Below are 14,585 nucleotides of genomic sequence, written 5' to 3'. Positions count from 1 at the left end.
AGCAGCTGACGGGCAGCTCACCAGCTGACGGGCAGCTCGACGGGCCCGAAGGCCTGCGGGGAGTGATAGCGGAAGGACAGCTCGTCTTCGGCGACCGCGAGCCGGAGGCCGGGCAGCTGAGCGAACAGCTCCCGGTAGACGACCTCCAGCTCCACCGGCGCGAGGCTGTAGCCCAGGCAGCGGTGGGCGCCGTGGCCGAACGCGATATGGCGGGGGCTACGGGCGCGGAGCAGGTCGAGTGCGTTGGGGTCGGGGCAAACGGCCGGGTCGCGGTTGGGCGGCAGCAAGGGGATGGCCACCCCGTCGCCGGCCCTGATCACCGTGTCGCCGAGCTGCACGTCTGCCGTGGCCAGCCGCAACGGAGTGGCGTCGTTGACGGAATAGAAGCGCAGCAGCTCCTCGACCGCGATCGGCCACCGGTCGGGCTCGGCGAGCAGCACGGCGAGCTGGTCGCGGTGGGTCAGCAGGGCGAGCACGCCCAGCGAGACCATCGTGGCGACAGAGTTGTGCCCGCCGACGGTGAGGAGTTGGACCAGGCTCGCCAGCTCGAAGTGGTCGACCCGGCCCTTCTCGGCCCGGTGCCGCAGGATCTGCCGGCTCACCAGGTCGTCGCCGAGGTCGTCCTCCTTGGCCCGCAGTACGCCGGCCAGATGCTCGTGCAGCACCCGAGCGGCCTCGATCTCCTCGGCTTCGCTGGTGGTCCTGATCAGCAGGTCCTCGGTGTGCCGGCGGATCCGGCTGAGCTCGGCCACGGGGAGGCCGAGCAGCACCTCCTGGAAGGCCCAGGCCGCCGGGTAGGCCAGCCTCGCCACCAGGTCGATCGGCCGACCCGGGTCCCGCCCGATCTCGGTGACCAGCCGTTCGGTCACCGCTTCCAGCCGCGGTCGCAGCTGCGCCACCCGCCCGCCGGAGAACTCCGCGGTGAGCGACCTGCGGACGTCGATGTGGTCGCGGCCGTCCAGGTTGACGATGAACGGCGCGAAGTACTTCAGCTTGTCCAGGCCCTTCGCCGAGAGCTTCGGGAAGTCCGGCCGCAGCTTGTCCGCGCTGAACCGCGAGTCGGCCAGCACCGCGCGGGCGTACGCCTGGCTGAGCACGATCCAGGCCGTCTGGCCGGTCGGCAGCCGGACGGTGCTGATGCCCTTCGGCCGCTCCCGCTCGTACGCCTCCGGCAGCGCGGCCGGGCACGTACGCCTGATGGGGAAGGTCAGCGGGTCGGCCGTGGGCCCGACCGCGGTCACGACGCCTGCTGAGGAGCGCGGAGCACGGTGGTGAAGGTGTGGTACGTCGCCATCTCGAAGCCCGGGTCGAGGAGGTTGGCTCGGATCGCGGCCAGGTCCCCGGGCTCCAGCCCGGCGCGGATCAGATGGTCCTCCAGCATCGTGGAGTGCAGCCTGGCCAGCAGCGCGCTCGGGGTGCCGCCGCGCCCGCAGGCCTGGTCGTGCAGCACGGTCACGTCGTCGTGGCCAGCGGCGCGCAGCACGTCAGCGGTCTGCGCCGCCCAGCCGAGATCCATGCCCGCCAGCGCGCCGAGATCGTGCACGGCATCGTGGTAGCGCCACCAGATCGACGAGGTGTACGCGTCCACCGGCGAGGCGACGGGGCCGACGGCACAGTCGCAGAACCAGTCGGTCAGCACGAGCACCCCTCCGGGCGCGAGTTGCTCGACCAGCCGCAGCGCCAGGTCGGCGGCCCGCGGCAGATGCATCAGCACCAGCCGGGCGTGGATCAGGTCGAAACGGCCGGCCGGCCACGAATCGGCCAGCAGGTCGTGGCGACGGGCCTCGATCTGTGGATGGACCGGGACATGCTCGGGCTTGAGATCGGTGGCGAGCACCGATCCGGTGGGTCCGACCTGGTCGGCCAGCCAGCGGGCGACCGAGCCGTCGCCCGACCCGATGTCCCAGCACCGGGCGCCGGCTCCGATGCCGAGGCCGGACAGCACCGCGGCGCTGTGCCCGCCGAGGATCTCCGACAGCAGTCGCAGCTGCTCCGGGGCGTCGGTGGAGTCGTTGTCGAAGTGGGTCTGCTGCTGAACTTCTACGCGGTACACGGCGATCTCTCTCCCTGACGATGGGACGGGGTGGTCGGATCGGGCTCAGCTCGTGGCGGCCCAGTGGTAGGTGCGGGTGGCCAGCTGACCGCCGGCCGGGTCATACGGCGGCACGATCGGGGTCAGGTCCGCGACGATCTGCAGGAAGATCGGGTCGGACTGTTTCCAGGTGTCGCCGATGACCTCCTTGCTGTCGGGGTTCGCGAAGTCCTGGAGGTGGAGATAGATCCCGCGATAGGACAGCACCTGCCGGCGCAGCGTCCCCATCTTGTGTTGGTAGCCGGTGGCGTCGAACTCGGCGAAGATCCGGGCCACCTCAGGCTCGTCCTCGGGGGCGACGGCGTTCACGATCACCCCGCTGTGAACACTCTCGACGTCGGGCAGCTGGTCGCCCGGCCAGAGGTAGAACCTGGTTGCCAGCTGGTCGTCGAGCGGCTCGGTCGCGGCCGGGTCTTCGGCGACGTACGGGCGGAGGTAGGCGCTGAGCTCCACGGTCAACGGGGCCAGCGCGGCGACCACCGCGGGTGTCGGAGTTGCCGCGAAGTCCTGAACGTGGACCCACAGGCCGCAGTAGGAGAAGAACTGCCGGCGCCGCAGCTGCGGCAGCGTCGGTGCGCTGGTCTCGTCGAAGCCCTGCAAGATCTTGCTGACCTGCGCTGCGTCGGCCTCGTCGAAGCGGCCGACGGTGACGGTGGTGAACATGGTTCCTCCTGATCGTTGTGATGGGCTGGTCGGCACTCGGGTCGGGTCAGGCCGCGAGCGCCTGCTGCTGCAACTGCTGGGTGGCGGCCGAGGGACGCAGCCCAAGCTCGACGTCGAGCACCCGGCGCAGGTGCTGGTAGGCCGCCAGCGCGTCGCTTCGCCGGTCGGCGTGGATCAGCGCCTCGATCAGCCGGGCGTGCATCCATTCGTGCATGGGGTGCATCGCGACCAGCGCCCGCAACTCCGAGATGTGTGCGCGGTGCCGGCCCAGCGCGAACGCGGCCTCGATCCGCACCTCGACGGCGCTCAGCCGCTCTTCCTCCAGGTGGGTGGCGTGCGCGTCGAGCAGCCGCCCGCGACGGACGTTCGCCAACGTCTCGCCCTCGGTCAGCTGGAGCGCGGCGTCGGCGGCGACGATGGCGGCCTCGTACTGGCCGGCGGCGTGCAGCCGCCGGGCGTCGGCGGCGAGGCGCAGGAACCGCTGGGCGTCGAGCTGGTCCAGAGCGCAGCGGAGGACGTACCCGGGCAGCCGGGTCTGCAGACGCTCGGGTCCGAGCCCCGGGATCTGCTCGGCGTCGAAGAACTTGCGCAGGTGATAGATGTAGGTCTGCACCGTGGTCAGCGCGCTGCGGGGCGGGCTGTCGTCCCACAGCTCCGCGACGATGGTCTCGGCCGAGACGACGTGGTTCGCCCGCAGCACCAGCAGCGCCAGCACCTGTCGCACCTTCGGCGGACTCGGCGTGATGGCGAGCTCGACGGGCGCGTCCTCGGTCGGCAAGATCTCCACCCGGTCGAGGATCTTGAGGTAGGCCATGGTGTTCCCCTCCGCTTCGGTGTCGCGGCGCCTCGACGGCCCCGATCGCATTTCGACCTTAGAAATGACCGAACTCATTTGCACCGGTTCGATGGTCTTTCTTTGGGCTCATCGAATGGCCATTCCGGATCGTTCATCCGATATCGGCAGGATCACCATTGGTATCGTCGGGCGCGTCCGGGATATCGAATGGCTCATCGTCGGCTACGCCTTTCGATACCCGCTGTCGCGCATCGACCGCGACCGTGGTCGCGACAAGTCCGGATTCGCAGCCCCAGCGCCCGGTCAGGACAGCCAGACAGTCCGGGGCGCGCGCATCCAGCGTTGCGGTGAAGCTGCCGTCGAGTCCGAAGGTCACCACCGCGTCGGCAAAGCCGAGCGGCGAGTGCATGAGCGGATACCAGGCCTTGTAGATCGACTCCTTGGCGCTGAACAGCAGCCGGTCCCAGGCCACGCCAACGGCCGGCAGCCCGGTCAGCGCCGCCGCTTCCTCCGGTCGGGCCACGTTCGACAGCACACCGGGCGGCAGCGGTGCGTTCGGCTCGGCGTCGATGCCGAGGGTGAGCATCCGGTGCTGCCACCCGACCGCTGCCGCCCGGAAGCCCGGGCAATGCGTCATGCTGCCGATCACGCCGGGCGGCCACCGCGGCGCGCCGGCCGGGCCGGGCACCAAAGGCGCACGTGAGAGTCCCAGCCGGGCGAGCGCATCGGTTGCGCAGGCACGCACGGAGACGAACTCCCGATACCGTTTCGGCACCGCCCGGGCCACGTACGCGGCCTCCGCCGGCAGCAGCGAGAGGTCCCGGTCCGCCGCCGTCTCCACCGAGTACACGCAGGCCGGAAGCAGATCGCTGAACATGGTTGGTTGCAGGGGTCGAGATGCGTCACTCGGCGATCGGGGTGCGCTGGAACCAGGTGTAGACCAGTGCACCGCGTTCGTCGCGCACAGCGCGATCCATGCACTCGAACTGCTCGCGGCCACCGCGGTGCTCGACCTTGACCTTGTGCGCACTGCGCGGAACGTGCGTACGCCGCAGCGCCACCGGGAAGTCCGTCGGACCGCCGGCCAGATACGCCTCCACCGCGTCCTCGCGCACGGCGGCGGATGATGTCATCGTCTCCACGTCAACCTCCAGTTTTGTCTCGATGTGGAATGCCGGGACAACACCATCGCCAATTCCTGTCGAGAACCGCTCGAAAAGCGTCGGAGACTCCTCCGCCGGATGAATTCTCGGCTCATCGGCGCGGAGTCGAATATATCGTTGACCCTGGCCCGGCGACCCCGTCAGGATGGGCCCAACGCGAAATCACGGACATCGTCGTTCGTTGAACTCAAGGAGTTCTCCATGACCACGCCGTCTTTCACGTTGATTCGCCCCGGTTGGGGCCCGCCGCCGGCTCGGCCGGTCGCGCACGGGCCGCTCCGCGACATCGCGCTCGCTCTGCGCGAGGCGCGGCCGGTGGTCCAAGTCGTCTTCCTGCTCCGGCTCCTCAGCGGCGCTGCCCTCTCGGGTCCGTGCACGTTCGCCCGAGTGGGTCACGTGCTGGGCACGGCGGGTATCTGGGAGTGCGCGGTCGTCTTCGTCTACCTGTTCAACGGCGCGACCGACGTCGTGGAGGACACCATCAACGTCACCGGCCGCCCGATCTCCACCGGAGAGCTGCCGGCAGACGTGGCCCGCGCCATGGCGTACGGGTTCGGGCTGGTGGCGCTGGCCGGAGCCGCTCTCAACCCGGCCGTGCTCGGCCCGGTCGCCGCGATGCTCGTCCTCGGTTACCTCTACTCGGGTCAGCCCTTTCGGCTCAAGCGTTATCCCGGAACCTCGTTCCTGGTGGCCGGCCTGGGCGGGGTCGTGACCTACTACGCCGGTGCGGCGGCCGACGGCGCCGCTGGGCCGTCGGCCGCGGTGATCGTGCTCGCGAGCTTCATGTCGCTGTGGATGGGTGCGGTCGGCACCACCACCAAGGACCTGCCCGACATCGCCGGCGACGCGGCGGCTGGTCGGCGCAGCCTGGCCATCCGGTTGGGTGAACGGCGGGTGCGGATCGGCATCGCCGTACTGGCCGTCCTGCTCGGCGTGGCCTTCGTGGCCACCTGTCTGGGGCTCGCTGGTGGATCCGTGCTCACGACCCATGACCTCGCGGCGCTGCTGCCGGCGGCGAGCGGGTTGCTGGTCGGGGCCGCGGTGCTGGGCGTCGCGGCCGTGCGGCCCGCTCCCGGCACCGATCGGCACAGCCGTCGGCGGCCGTACCGCATCTTCATGGCCACGCAACTGGGCGCGCACGGAACGGTTCTGCTGTCGACCGGGGTAGCCGCGATACTGGCTGCCTAGGAGGGCCGCCCATGGATCCGTCACCCCGACCGCCGACCCGTGCGTTGGCGGAACGGCTGCTCGCCCGCACCGAGGAGGTCTTGGCGGACTATCTGAGCCGGTTGGACGACGTCGACAGCGTCTTGGTGCACAGCCCCGCCGCGACCGCACAGCTCGTCGACCAGGCCCGATCCATCCTGCACGAGGTGTGCGCCGGGCTGGCGGCCCGAGACGCCAGCCCGGACGTGCCGGGCCTGGCCCTCTCCTCGCAGATCGGGGTCTCCCGGGCCACCGACCGGGTGCATCCGATCGAGTCGCTGGTCGCCGCGGACCGCCTGTTCCGCACCGTGCTGACCGCCGGGGGCGAGTGCGGCACCGAGCTCGGCCTCGGACCGGAGTCGATCACCGAGCTCGGGACGATCCTGTCCGAGGTGCTGTTCCGGCGCCTGGGGGAGGCATGCGCGGCGTACGCCAGCCTGCTGCTCGACGAGGTCCGGCTGGCCAACGAGCACGAGCGGCGGCGGATCGCTCGCGAGCTGCACGACCGGGTCAGCTACGGACTGAACGCCGGCTTTCGCCAGCTCGAGCTCGCCGAACTCGCGGTAACCGAGGACCTTGCACAGACCCAGCAGCGGCTGAGTGCGGCGAACTCGCTGATCAGCGGCACCATCGAGACCACGCGGAACCTGGCGGTCGGGCTGCACGCCGGCACCCCGACGGCGGCGTTGGGCGAGGCTCTGACGGCCTACGGCCGGTCGCTGGACTCCGACATCACGACCGCGGTCGAGGTATACGGCCAGGACAGCTGGCTCGTCGGGATCGTCCGCGAGGAGACGTACCTGATCGTCCGCGAGGCGATGCGGAACGCCATCGTGCACTCCGGTGCAGCCCATCTGCTGGTCCGGATCGACATCGCCCCGCGCGAGCTGCGCGCCGTGGTCGAGGACGACGGCTCCGGCTTCGCGACCGAGCAGCCGGGCGGCGACGGCCTCGGACTGCAGTCGATGCGCGAGCGCGCCGCGCTCATCTCCGGGTCGGTTCGGGTGCAGAGCAGGCCCGGCGTCGGCACCCGGGTCGAACTGGTCGTGTACCTGCCTCGACTCGCCGACGCGGAGGCCGATGTCGACAAGCGCGGAGGGCACCGGAGCAATGCCTAGTCACGCGATCAGGGTCGGGCTGGTGGACGACCACGACCTGTTCCGCGAGGGCATCCGCGACATCCTCAACGCGCACGCCGATGTGACGGTCGTGGGCGAGGCGGGCGACGCCGCCGCGGCCGTCCGGCTCGTCGGCGACAAGAAGCCGGATGTGCTCCTGCTCGACGTCGACATCCCCGGCGGCTACGTCACCGACACCGTCGGCCGGGCGAAGGCGCTTTCCCCCGACACCCGGGTCGTCATCCTCACCATGTTGGACGAGGCCAAGCAGATCCGCGAGCTGGTCCGCGCCGGTATCAGCGCCTATCTGCTGAAGAGCGCGAGCCGGCACGAGCTGGTGGCGACGATCCGGACCGCGGCGGCCAGTCCGGAGCGGTGCGTACTATCGATCTCGCGGGACAGCCTCGCGCTGCTAGTCGCCGGCGACCCGGCACCCGACTCGTCCGCGACGCCGCTGACCAGCCGAGAGTGCGAGGTGCTGGAACTGGCCGCTCAGGCCTTCAGCAACGCCCAGATCGCCACCCGTACCGGGATGAGCGAGGCCACGGTCAAACGGCACCTGCGCAACGTCTTCGCGAAGCTCGAGGCGGTGTCGCGGATCGACGCCGTCAACCGGGCCGTCGCCGCCGGGCTGATCGCTGCCCCGGGCCCAGCGGGCCACTGACCGCCCTTCTCCGCGCGACGGTTCGGCTCTGCCTTGCTCAGAATGGCGGAGGATGCGGGATTCGAACCCGCGAGGGCGTGAACCCAACCCGCTTTCCAAGCGAGCGCCATAGGCCTCTAGGCGAATCCTCCGCGCGGAACCTTACCGGCAACCCGAAGCAGGGGCGAATCGACTTCCGGCAGCGACGGCGCGGTACGGGCTGGCTGTCGCCGATCGACCTCAGTTTGCGGAGAAAGCGTTTGCTAGGGCGCTCTGGGCGTGTTCCGGGGTCGATCGGCGTCACGGGACCGGCCGATCCACGCCAGCCGAGCCGGGCAGGAATCGGACTCACCACCAGGCCGGGCACCCGACTTTCCCGCCGCGGCGGGAAAGTCGGCCCGCTGTCGGGCACACGGCGCCCGAGAATCCGACCGCGGCCGGAAAGTGGGACCGCTGTCGGGCACACGGCCCCCGAGAATCCGACCGCGGCCGGAAAGTCGGCCCGCTGTCGGGCCAAGAGCGCCCGAGATTCCCGCCGCGGCCGGAATCTGTATCCGTGCGGATCCACCCCACCGTGATCGAACCGCGGGATCGCATCGCAGCGCGGGATCGAGCTCTCAGCTGTGCTCGGCACGGCAGGCAGCGGCGGGGAGGGTTACGGCGCCGTGTCAGGTTCCTCACAGGGGCGCGTCGCTCCGCGGGCTCGCCGGGGCTCGACCGTAGCCTCTCCACACGGTCCCCGGCGACTTCCCCGGACGGGTCCGACACCACCGACCGACGATCACGAAAGCGGCAGAACCATGGCCCTGCGTATCACCACCGACGGCACTCGGACCAAGATCCAGTTCGTCATCCCCGACGACGTCCACACCGGCCCGGTGTCGGCGGTCGGGACGTTCAACGACTGGAAGCCGGGCGCGCACAAGCTGGTCAAGCGCAGCAACGGCACCCGCAGCGTCAGCGTGGCCGTGCCGGCCGGGGAGACGGTCGCGTTCCGCTACCTCGGCGAGGGTGGCGTCTGGTTCGACGATCCCGACGCCGACGCGATCACTCCGGAGGGGTCGCTGGTCAAGGCCTGACCCTGATTTCGTCCCTCGATCGGCGCCTGCCCCGGCGTGTGCCGGGGCAAGGCCGGCGTCTGGCGGGACGGAATCAGTGCGTCGGGCCGGCCATCGCCGATCCTGTACGCTGGTCGGCGGTCCCTCGCGCGGCGATAACTCGCCCAACCCCCCCAGGGCCGGAAGGCAGCAAGGGTAAGTGAGCTCTTTCGGGTGCGCGAGGGACCGTTCTATCTTCCGGCTTCGCCGTTCTCGGGCGACGGGGTGGGCCTGATGCCCAGGCGGCCCATCAGCCCCATCGCGTCGTACGGCGCCCGCACCTTCGTGTCGTTGTCGCAGTAGACGTAGACGTCCTGTCCGGCCTCGGACCACGCCCGGATCCGCGCGGCCCAGGAGTCCAGCGCCTCATCGGAGTACCCGCTGGCGTACAGCTCGGTGTCGCCGTGCAGGCGGACATACCGGAAGCTGGTCGTGGTCTCGTCCATCACCGGCCAGTTCCCGGGGTTGTCGGCGAGCACCAGCGCGATCCGGTGCTCGCGCAGCACCGAGATCAGTTCCGGCGTCCGGAAGCTGTCGTGCCGCACCTCCAGCGCGTGCCGAAGCCGGTGCCGCGGATGGACGGCGTTCACCAGCTCGCGATCGGCCGGAATGCGCTGGTCGTGCTCGCGAGCCAGCGACGCGGCCGCGCCGAGGCTGCGCGGCAGCTGGTCGAAGAAGTCCGACAACCGGGCGGAGTCGAAGCCGAGGTTCGGTGGCAACTGCCACAGCAGCGGGCCGAGCTTGCGATCCAGCGCCAGCACCCCGGAGGCGAAGAAGTTGGCCAGCGGCGTGCGTACGTCGGTCAGCTTCTTCAGGTGGGTGATGAAGCGGCTGCCCTTGACCGCGAAGACGAAATCGTCAGGGGTCTGCTCCGCCCAGGAGGCAAACGCACCGGGCCGCTGCAGCCCGTAGAACGTCCCGTTCACCTCGATCGAGTTGAAGGTCCCGGCCGCATAGGCCAGTTCCCGGCGGTGTGCGAGCTTGGGCGGATAGAAGCGCCCACGCCACGGCGGGTACGTCCAGCCCGAGATGCCGATCCGGATCATCGGGGCGATCCTAGGCCGACCTCGGCTGCCGGCCGGGAGTGTCAGACGCAGGGCATAGGGTTTCTCGGGTGGGAGACGGCACGGCGGAGACCGACGAGGATGGCTTCGACCTGCCCGAGTTCAGCCAGGACGCGACGCTATTCAAGGGCGCCGCGCAGACGCCGCCGGGCACGTCGACCGCTCGATCCGCAGACGTGCCGGCCGCTCCGCTCGCGCTCTATCGGCGCTACCGGCCCGACACCTTCGCCGACGTCATCGGTCAGGAGCATGTCACCGAGCCGCTCCAGCGTGCGCTGACCAACAACCGGGTCAACCACGCCTATCTGTTCTCCGGCCCGCGCGGCTGCGGCAAGACGACCTCGGCCCGGATCCTGGCCCGCTGCCTCAACTGCGAGCGCGGTCCGCGAGCGGAGCCCTGCGGAGAGTGCCAGTCGTGCCGCGACCTCGCCCGCGGCGGACCGGGCAGCATCGACGTGATCGAGATCGACGCGGCAAGTCACGGCGGCGTCGACGACGCGCGTGACCTGCGCGAACGGGCGTTCTTCGCGCCGGTCAGCAGCCGCTACAAGATCTATGTCGTCGACGAGGCGCACATGGTCACCACCGCCGGCTTCAACGCCTTGCTCAAGCTCGTCGAGGAGCCGCCTCCGCACGTCAAGTTCATCTTCGCCACCACCGAGCCCGAGAAGGTCATCGGCACGATCCGCTCGCGGACCCATCACTACCCGTTCCGGCTGGTGCCGCCCCGGGTGCTCGGTGGCTACCTCGCGAAGCTGTGCCAGGCCGAGGGGATCGCGGTCGAGCCGGCGGTGCTGCCCCTGGTGGTCCGGGCGGGTCAGGGTTCGGTCCGGGACTCGCTGTCGGTGCTGGACCAGCTGCTCGGTGGCGCAGACGACTCCGGAGTCAGCTATGCGCATGCCGCCGCCCTGCTCGGCTACACCCCGGACTCGTTGCTGGACGAGTTCGTCGACGCGTTCGCGGCCGGGGACGCCGGCGGTGTGTTCGGCTGCGTCGACAAGGTGATCGAGGTCGGGCAGGATCCGCGCCGGTTCGCCGAGGATCTGCTCCGCCGGCTGCGCGACCTGATGGTCGTGGTGGCCGTGCCGGACGCGCTCAGCTCGGGGCTGGTCGAGGTCAGCGGCGACCAGGCCGAGCGACTGAGCTCGCAGGCCGCGACGCTCGGCCCGGGCGAGTTGACCCGGGCGGCGGAGGTGATCGCGTCCGGGCTCACCGAGATGCGCGGTACGACCGCCCCGCGGCTGCACCTGGAGCTGATGTGCGCCCGGATCATGCTGCCCGGGGCCGATGTGGACGACCGCGGCATCCACGCCCGGCTGGACCGGTTGGAGCGCCGGATCGGGATGAACGCCGTCGCCCCGAGCGGTGCCGCACCGAGCGGGCCCGCCCCGGATCGGACTGCCCCGGATCGGACCGCGCCGGATCGGACCGCGGCCGAGCCCTCGGTCTCACGCGATCACCCGCCGCAGCAGTCGCAACCCTCGGCGGAGGCGCCGGCAGACGACTGGCCGGAGCCCGCCCGGCCGGGACGTCCAGCGGGAGGTTCCGCGCCTCCGCCGAGAACATCGGGCGGTCCTGCCGAGTCCGACCGTTCGAGCCGGGTCCCGAGCGCCCCGGCCCAGTCGCCAGCCGCCCAGGCATCACCCGCACAGGCCCCACCGGCCCAATCCCCACCGGTCCAGTCACCACCTGCCCAGGGCCGGCCCGCTCTCTCGGTGACGGACGTACGCCGGCTGTGGCCGGAGGTGCTGGAGGAGGTGAAGGGCCGGCGGCGGTTCACCTGGATCCTGATCAGCCAGAACGCGCATGTCGCGGACGTCGCCGACGGCAACCTGCTGCTGGCGATGCCCAACGTCGGCGCTCGTGACAGCTTCGCCAAGTCGGGCAACGAGGACGTCCTGCGCGAGGCGCTGATCACCGTGCTCGGCGTCGACTTGCGGGTGACCACCATGGTCGACCCGAGCGCCGGCGGGCGGGCTTCCGCACCGGCTCGTGGGCCCGGTCGTGCAGCCGATCCGCCCGCTGCGTCCCGCCCCGGACCGCCCGGCTCTGCGTCGCCCGGTGCGCCTTCGTCCGTTCAGTCGGAGTCGGGTCGGTCGGAGTCGGGTCGGTCGGAGTCCGGGCCGTCGGAGTCCGGGCCGTCGGAGTCCGGGCCGCCCTCCGGTCAGTACGGGACGCCGCGATCAGGGCCGCCCGCGTCGTCGCGTCCATCGAGGCCGGAGGCAGTCGCGCGACCCTCCGACGACGACGTACCGCCGGACGAGGACGGTCCACCGCCGGAGGATCGGGACGGGCCGCCGCCCGACGCGGCCCGGGCGGCACCGGTGCTCGAACAGGCCCGGCAGTCGATCCGGCCTACTCGCCACGGTCCGCGGACCGAGGGCGGCGACGATCGCGACTCCGCCGCCGATCGCGACGACGAGGTGCTGGACGAGTCGAACGAGTCGCACACCGAGCTGCTGGCCCGCCAGCTCGGCGCTCAGATCATCGCCGAGGAGGAACACGGCACATAGGCTGTGCGGGACAGGTCGGGGCGTCGCGTCCCGACTCGCTCAGGACGTACGCAGGAATGAGGATTCGCGATGTTCCCCGAAGGTGACATGTCGGCCCTGCTTGCCCAGGCCCAGGCGATGCAGGAGCAGCTGCTGCAGGCTCAGGAGGAGATGGCCAACAGCCGATACGACGGCACCGCCGGGGGCGGTCTGGTCACGGCCACGGTCACCGGCTCCGGTGAACTGGTCGGCCTGGTGATCCAGCCGGCGGCCGTCGATCCGGACGACACCGAGACGCTGGCCGACCTCGTGCTGGCCGCCGTCCGGGACGCGAACCACAAGGCTCAGGCGATCGCTGCGAGCAAGCTCGGCCCGCTCGCCGGTGGTCTCGGCGGCGGTGCCGGCGGCGGCTCGCTGCCCTTCTGACGGTCGAGAGGTCGGAATGTACGAGGGACCGGTCCAGGACCTGATCGACGAGCTGGGCCAGCTGCCCGGTATCGGCCCGAAGAGTGCACAGCGGATCGCGTTCCACATTCTCGCCGCCGACCCGGACGACATCCGCCGGCTGGCCGACGTGCTTCGGCTGGTGAAGGAGAAGGTCCGCTTCTGCGACATCTGCTTCAACGTCGCCGAGGACGAGCAGTGCCGGATCTGCCGTGACGCGCGCCGCGATCCCACCGTGATCTGCGTGGTGGAGGAGGCCAAGGACGTCGTCGCGGTCGAACGGACCCGCGAGTTCCGCGGGCGCTATCACGTGCTCGGCGGTGCGATCAGCCCGATCGACGGGATCGGCCCGAACGAGCTGCGGATCCGCGAGCTGTGCCAGCGCCTTGCCGACGGCACCGTCCAGGAGGTCATCATCGCCACCGATCCGAACCTCGAAGGGGAGGCGACCGCGACCTATCTCAGCCGGCTGCTGATCCCGATGGGGGTGAAGGTCAGCCGGCTGGCCAGCGGGCTGCCGGTCGGCGGCGACCTGGAGTACGCCGACGAGGTCACGCTCGGTCGTGCCTTCGAGGGCCGCCGGTACGTCGACGCCTAGCGTCAGTCCCGGATCGCCGCCGCGCACATGCGCCCCGCGGCTCTGCTCGGCTGCCGGCAGCCCTCCCTCCGGGAAGGTGCGTCACAGGACCGGGCCTGCGAACCGGAGCTGGTCGCGGGCGTCACCCGCGCGCCAGGGCGGATGGGCCCGTTCCGGACCCCCAGGTCGGGCGGCTGACCTCAGATCGCGGCGGCGTCCTCGGCGTGGAAGACACCCAGCTGCTCGCAGGCGGAGTTGAGCACTCGCTGGACGGCGACGGTGTCGCGCAGCGGCATCACCGCGCTCTCGGTGCGGCCGGCGCGCAGGCACTCGGTCACCTCGATCAGCTCGTGGGCGTAGCCGCTCCCCACCGGCGGTCGGACGATCTCCTCCGGTGTGGCCCCAAACCGCGTCAGCACGATCCGGTTCGGGTGGTGAAAGCGCGGCGGGATGTCGATCCAGCCGCGGGTGCCGTGGATCCGGGCGGCGCCGGGGGTCGCGCCGCGCAGCGAGATCAGCAGCGATGCGGCCCGGCCGTCGTCGTAGCCCAGCAACAGCCCGGCCTCCGCGTCGACCCCGGTCGGCGCCAGCGAGCCGCTGACCGCCACGGTCGTCGGGTCGCCGAGGAAGTGCTGAGCGAGCGAGACGACGTACACCCCGAGGTCCAGCATCGCGCCACCGCCCTGGGCGGGGTCGAACAGCCGGTCGCTCGGGTCGTACGGGCGGTCCACCCCGAGGTCGGCCTGGACCTGCCGGACCTCGCCGATCGCTCCGTCGGCGATCAGGTCACGGGCGGCGACGATGGCCGGCTGGAACCGCGTCCACATCGCCTCCATCACGAACACACCCCGCGCCCGGGCGGCATCGGCGATCGCCTCGGCGCCGGGCACGGTGGCGGTGAAGGTCTTCTCGATCAGCAGCGCCTTGCCGGCCTCGATCGCCGCCATGGCGATCGCGTGGTGCTGCGGATGGGGAGTGGCGAGATAGAGCACGTCGATGTCGGCGTCGGCGATGATCTCCCGGTAGGACCCGTAAGCCCGCTCCAGCCCGTGCCGCTCGGCGAACGCGGCAGACCGCTCGGCCGAGCGGGATGCGCAGCCGAGCACCACCGCGTTCGGGGTCACCGCGAAATCCTCGACCACCTTCGCCGCGATCCGTCCCGGCCCGACGATGCCCCAACGGATGTCGCGTTCGATGCTCACCCGGGTCAGCCTAGTGACGCGTGCGGCG

The 14,585-nt window shown here is 70.9% G+C and carries 14 protein-coding genes, 1 tRNA gene, 1 other RNA gene and 1 pseudogene; 8 read left to right on the top strand and 9 right to left on the bottom strand.

The window, feature by feature from the left end; genetic code table 11:
• Positions 1 to 17: 17 nt before the first annotated feature.
• The 6 genes from ABD747_RS19165 to ABD747_RS19140 form a co-directional block, all read right to left on the bottom strand.
• Complete coding sequence (locus ABD747_RS19165; protein ID WP_344807575.1) at positions 18 to 1,241, bottom strand: cytochrome P450; 1,224 nt, start codon at positions 1,239 to 1,241, stop codon at positions 18 to 20.
• Positions 1,238 to 2,053 carry a class I SAM-dependent methyltransferase gene (locus tag ABD747_RS19160; protein WP_344807573.1) on the bottom strand — a complete coding sequence of 272 codons (816 nt, stop codon included), beginning with the start codon at positions 2,051 to 2,053 and terminating at the stop codon, positions 1,238 to 1,240. The genes ABD747_RS19165 and ABD747_RS19160 overlap by 4 nt, the downstream gene beginning before the upstream one ends.
• Before the next feature lie 45 nt (positions 2,054 to 2,098).
• Positions 2,099 to 2,755, bottom strand: a complete 657-nt coding sequence (locus tag ABD747_RS19155) for a TcmI family type II polyketide cyclase (RefSeq protein WP_344807571.1) — start codon at positions 2,753 to 2,755, stop codon at positions 2,099 to 2,101.
• Between the two features lie 46 nt (positions 2,756 to 2,801).
• A complete protein-coding gene (locus ABD747_RS19150; RefSeq protein WP_344807569.1) occupies positions 2,802 to 3,569 on the bottom strand; it encodes an AfsR/SARP family transcriptional regulator in 768 nt (255 codons plus the stop codon).
• 133 nt (positions 3,570 to 3,702) lie between these two features.
• Positions 3,703 to 4,428: a 4'-phosphopantetheinyl transferase family protein gene (locus ABD747_RS19145; protein ID WP_344807566.1), complete on the bottom strand. Its 726-nt coding sequence runs from the start codon at positions 4,426 to 4,428 to the stop codon at positions 3,703 to 3,705.
• Between the two features lie 25 nt (positions 4,429 to 4,453).
• Positions 4,454 to 4,684 (bottom strand): DUF5988 family protein, encoded by a 231-nt coding sequence (locus tag ABD747_RS19140; protein WP_344807564.1) that lies wholly within the window; start codon positions 4,682 to 4,684, stop codon positions 4,454 to 4,456.
• A 231-nt stretch (positions 4,685 to 4,915) separates the two neighbouring features.
• Here ABD747_RS19140 and ABD747_RS19135 point away from each other — a divergent pair, with 231 nt between their 5' ends.
• The 3 genes from ABD747_RS19135 to ABD747_RS19125 are packed head-to-tail and all read left to right on the top strand — an operon-like array spanning position 4,916 to position 7,702.
• Positions 4,916 to 5,902: a UbiA family prenyltransferase gene (locus ABD747_RS19135; RefSeq protein WP_344807562.1), complete on the top strand. Its 987-nt coding sequence runs from the start codon at positions 4,916 to 4,918 to the stop codon at positions 5,900 to 5,902.
• An 11-nt stretch (positions 5,903 to 5,913) separates the two neighbouring features.
• Entirely contained in the window at positions 5,914 to 7,038 is a 1,125-nt protein-coding gene (locus ABD747_RS19130) for a sensor histidine kinase (protein WP_344807560.1), read from the top strand.
• Positions 7,001 to 7,702, top strand: coding sequence for a response regulator transcription factor (locus ABD747_RS19125; RefSeq protein WP_344807558.1), 702 nt, complete (start codon positions 7,001 to 7,003; stop codon positions 7,700 to 7,702). The genes ABD747_RS19130 and ABD747_RS19125 overlap by 38 nt, the downstream gene beginning before the upstream one ends.
• Before the next feature lie 43 nt (positions 7,703 to 7,745).
• On the opposite strand, the gene ABD747_RS19120 is transcribed toward ABD747_RS19125, so the two are convergent.
• Positions 7,746 to 7,833: transfer RNA gene (locus ABD747_RS19120), tRNA-Ser, on the bottom strand.
• Between the two features lie 648 nt (positions 7,834 to 8,481).
• Between ABD747_RS19120 and ABD747_RS19115 the strand changes: the two genes are divergently transcribed.
• Both ABD747_RS19115 and ffs read left to right on the top strand, forming a co-directional pair.
• Complete coding sequence (locus ABD747_RS19115) at positions 8,482 to 8,760, top strand: isoamylase early set domain-containing protein (protein ID WP_344807556.1); 279 nt, start codon at positions 8,482 to 8,484, stop codon at positions 8,758 to 8,760.
• A gap of 115 nt (positions 8,761 to 8,875) precedes the next feature.
• An RNA gene (gene ffs, locus ABD747_RS19110) (signal recognition particle sRNA small type) lies at positions 8,876 to 8,972 on the top strand.
• On the opposite strand, the gene ABD747_RS19105 is transcribed toward ffs, so the two are convergent.
• Positions 8,970 to 9,824 carry a DUF72 domain-containing protein gene (locus ABD747_RS19105; protein WP_344807554.1) on the bottom strand — a complete coding sequence of 285 codons (855 nt, stop codon included), beginning with the start codon at positions 9,822 to 9,824 and terminating at the stop codon, positions 8,970 to 8,972. The two genes, ffs and ABD747_RS19105, sit on opposite strands and share 3 nt — an antisense overlap.
• Here ABD747_RS19105 and ABD747_RS19100 point away from each other — a divergent pair.
• The 3 genes and pseudogenes from ABD747_RS19100 (at position 9,732) to recR (ending at position 13,376) form a co-directional block, all read left to right on the top strand.
• Positions 9,732 to 12,355 (top strand): annotated as a pseudogene (locus ABD747_RS19100) (DNA polymerase III subunit gamma and tau). The gene ABD747_RS19105 and the pseudogene ABD747_RS19100 sit on opposite strands and share 93 nt — an antisense overlap.
• A gap of 69 nt (positions 12,356 to 12,424) precedes the next feature.
• The gene (locus tag ABD747_RS19095) at positions 12,425 to 12,760 is read left to right on the top strand and encodes a YbaB/EbfC family nucleoid-associated protein (protein WP_344807550.1); all 336 of its coding nucleotides are present in this window, start codon (positions 12,425 to 12,427) and stop codon (positions 12,758 to 12,760) included.
• 16 nt (positions 12,761 to 12,776) lie between these two features.
• Positions 12,777 to 13,376 (top strand): recombination mediator RecR, encoded by a 600-nt coding sequence (gene recR / locus ABD747_RS19090; protein WP_344807547.1) that lies wholly within the window; start codon positions 12,777 to 12,779, stop codon positions 13,374 to 13,376.
• 179 nt (positions 13,377 to 13,555) lie between these two features.
• On the opposite strand, the gene ABD747_RS19085 is transcribed toward recR, so the two are convergent.
• Positions 13,556 to 14,557 (bottom strand): Gfo/Idh/MocA family protein, encoded by a 1,002-nt coding sequence (locus ABD747_RS19085; RefSeq protein WP_344807545.1) that lies wholly within the window; start codon positions 14,555 to 14,557, stop codon positions 13,556 to 13,558.
• Positions 14,558 to 14,585: the final 28 nt, after the last annotated feature.

Source organism: Microlunatus ginsengisoli, assembly GCF_039537205.1.
In the GTDB taxonomy this organism is placed as follows: domain Bacteria; phylum Actinomycetota; class Actinomycetes; order Propionibacteriales; family Propionibacteriaceae; genus Microlunatus; species Microlunatus ginsengisoli.
The sequence above is the reverse complement of the archived record's forward strand: the minus strand, read 5'-3'. Positions and strand labels throughout refer to the sequence as shown.

Excerpts from the sequence above, each read along its gene's own strand:
- ABD747_RS19140 (WP_344807564.1), bottom strand. The coding sequence starts at position 4,684 with ATGACATCATCCGCCGCCGTGCGCGAGGACGCGGTGGAGGCGTATCTG.
- ABD747_RS19105 (WP_344807554.1), bottom strand. The coding sequence starts at position 9,824 with ATGATCCGGATCGGCATCTCGGGCTGGACGTACCCGCCGTGGCGTGGG.
- ABD747_RS19135 (WP_344807562.1), top strand. The coding sequence starts at position 4,916 with ATGACCACGCCGTCTTTCACGTTGATTCGCCCCGGTTGGGGCCCGCCG.
- ABD747_RS19130 (WP_344807560.1), top strand. The coding sequence starts at position 5,914 with ATGGATCCGTCACCCCGACCGCCGACCCGTGCGTTGGCGGAACGGCTG.
- ABD747_RS19145 (WP_344807566.1), bottom strand. The coding sequence starts at position 4,428 with ATGTTCAGCGATCTGCTTCCGGCCTGCGTGTACTCGGTGGAGACGGCG.
- ABD747_RS19125 (WP_344807558.1), top strand. The coding sequence starts at position 7,001 with ATGTCGACAAGCGCGGAGGGCACCGGAGCAATGCCTAGTCACGCGATC.
- ABD747_RS19155 (WP_344807571.1), bottom strand. The coding sequence starts at position 2,755 with ATGTTCACCACCGTCACCGTCGGCCGCTTCGACGAGGCCGACGCAGCG.
- recR (WP_344807547.1), top strand. The coding sequence starts at position 12,777 with ATGTACGAGGGACCGGTCCAGGACCTGATCGACGAGCTGGGCCAGCTG.
- ABD747_RS19095 (WP_344807550.1), top strand. The coding sequence starts at position 12,425 with ATGTTCCCCGAAGGTGACATGTCGGCCCTGCTTGCCCAGGCCCAGGCG.
- ABD747_RS19150 (WP_344807569.1), bottom strand. The coding sequence starts at position 3,569 with ATGGCCTACCTCAAGATCCTCGACCGGGTGGAGATCTTGCCGACCGAG.
- ABD747_RS19115 (WP_344807556.1), top strand. The coding sequence starts at position 8,482 with ATGGCCCTGCGTATCACCACCGACGGCACTCGGACCAAGATCCAGTTC.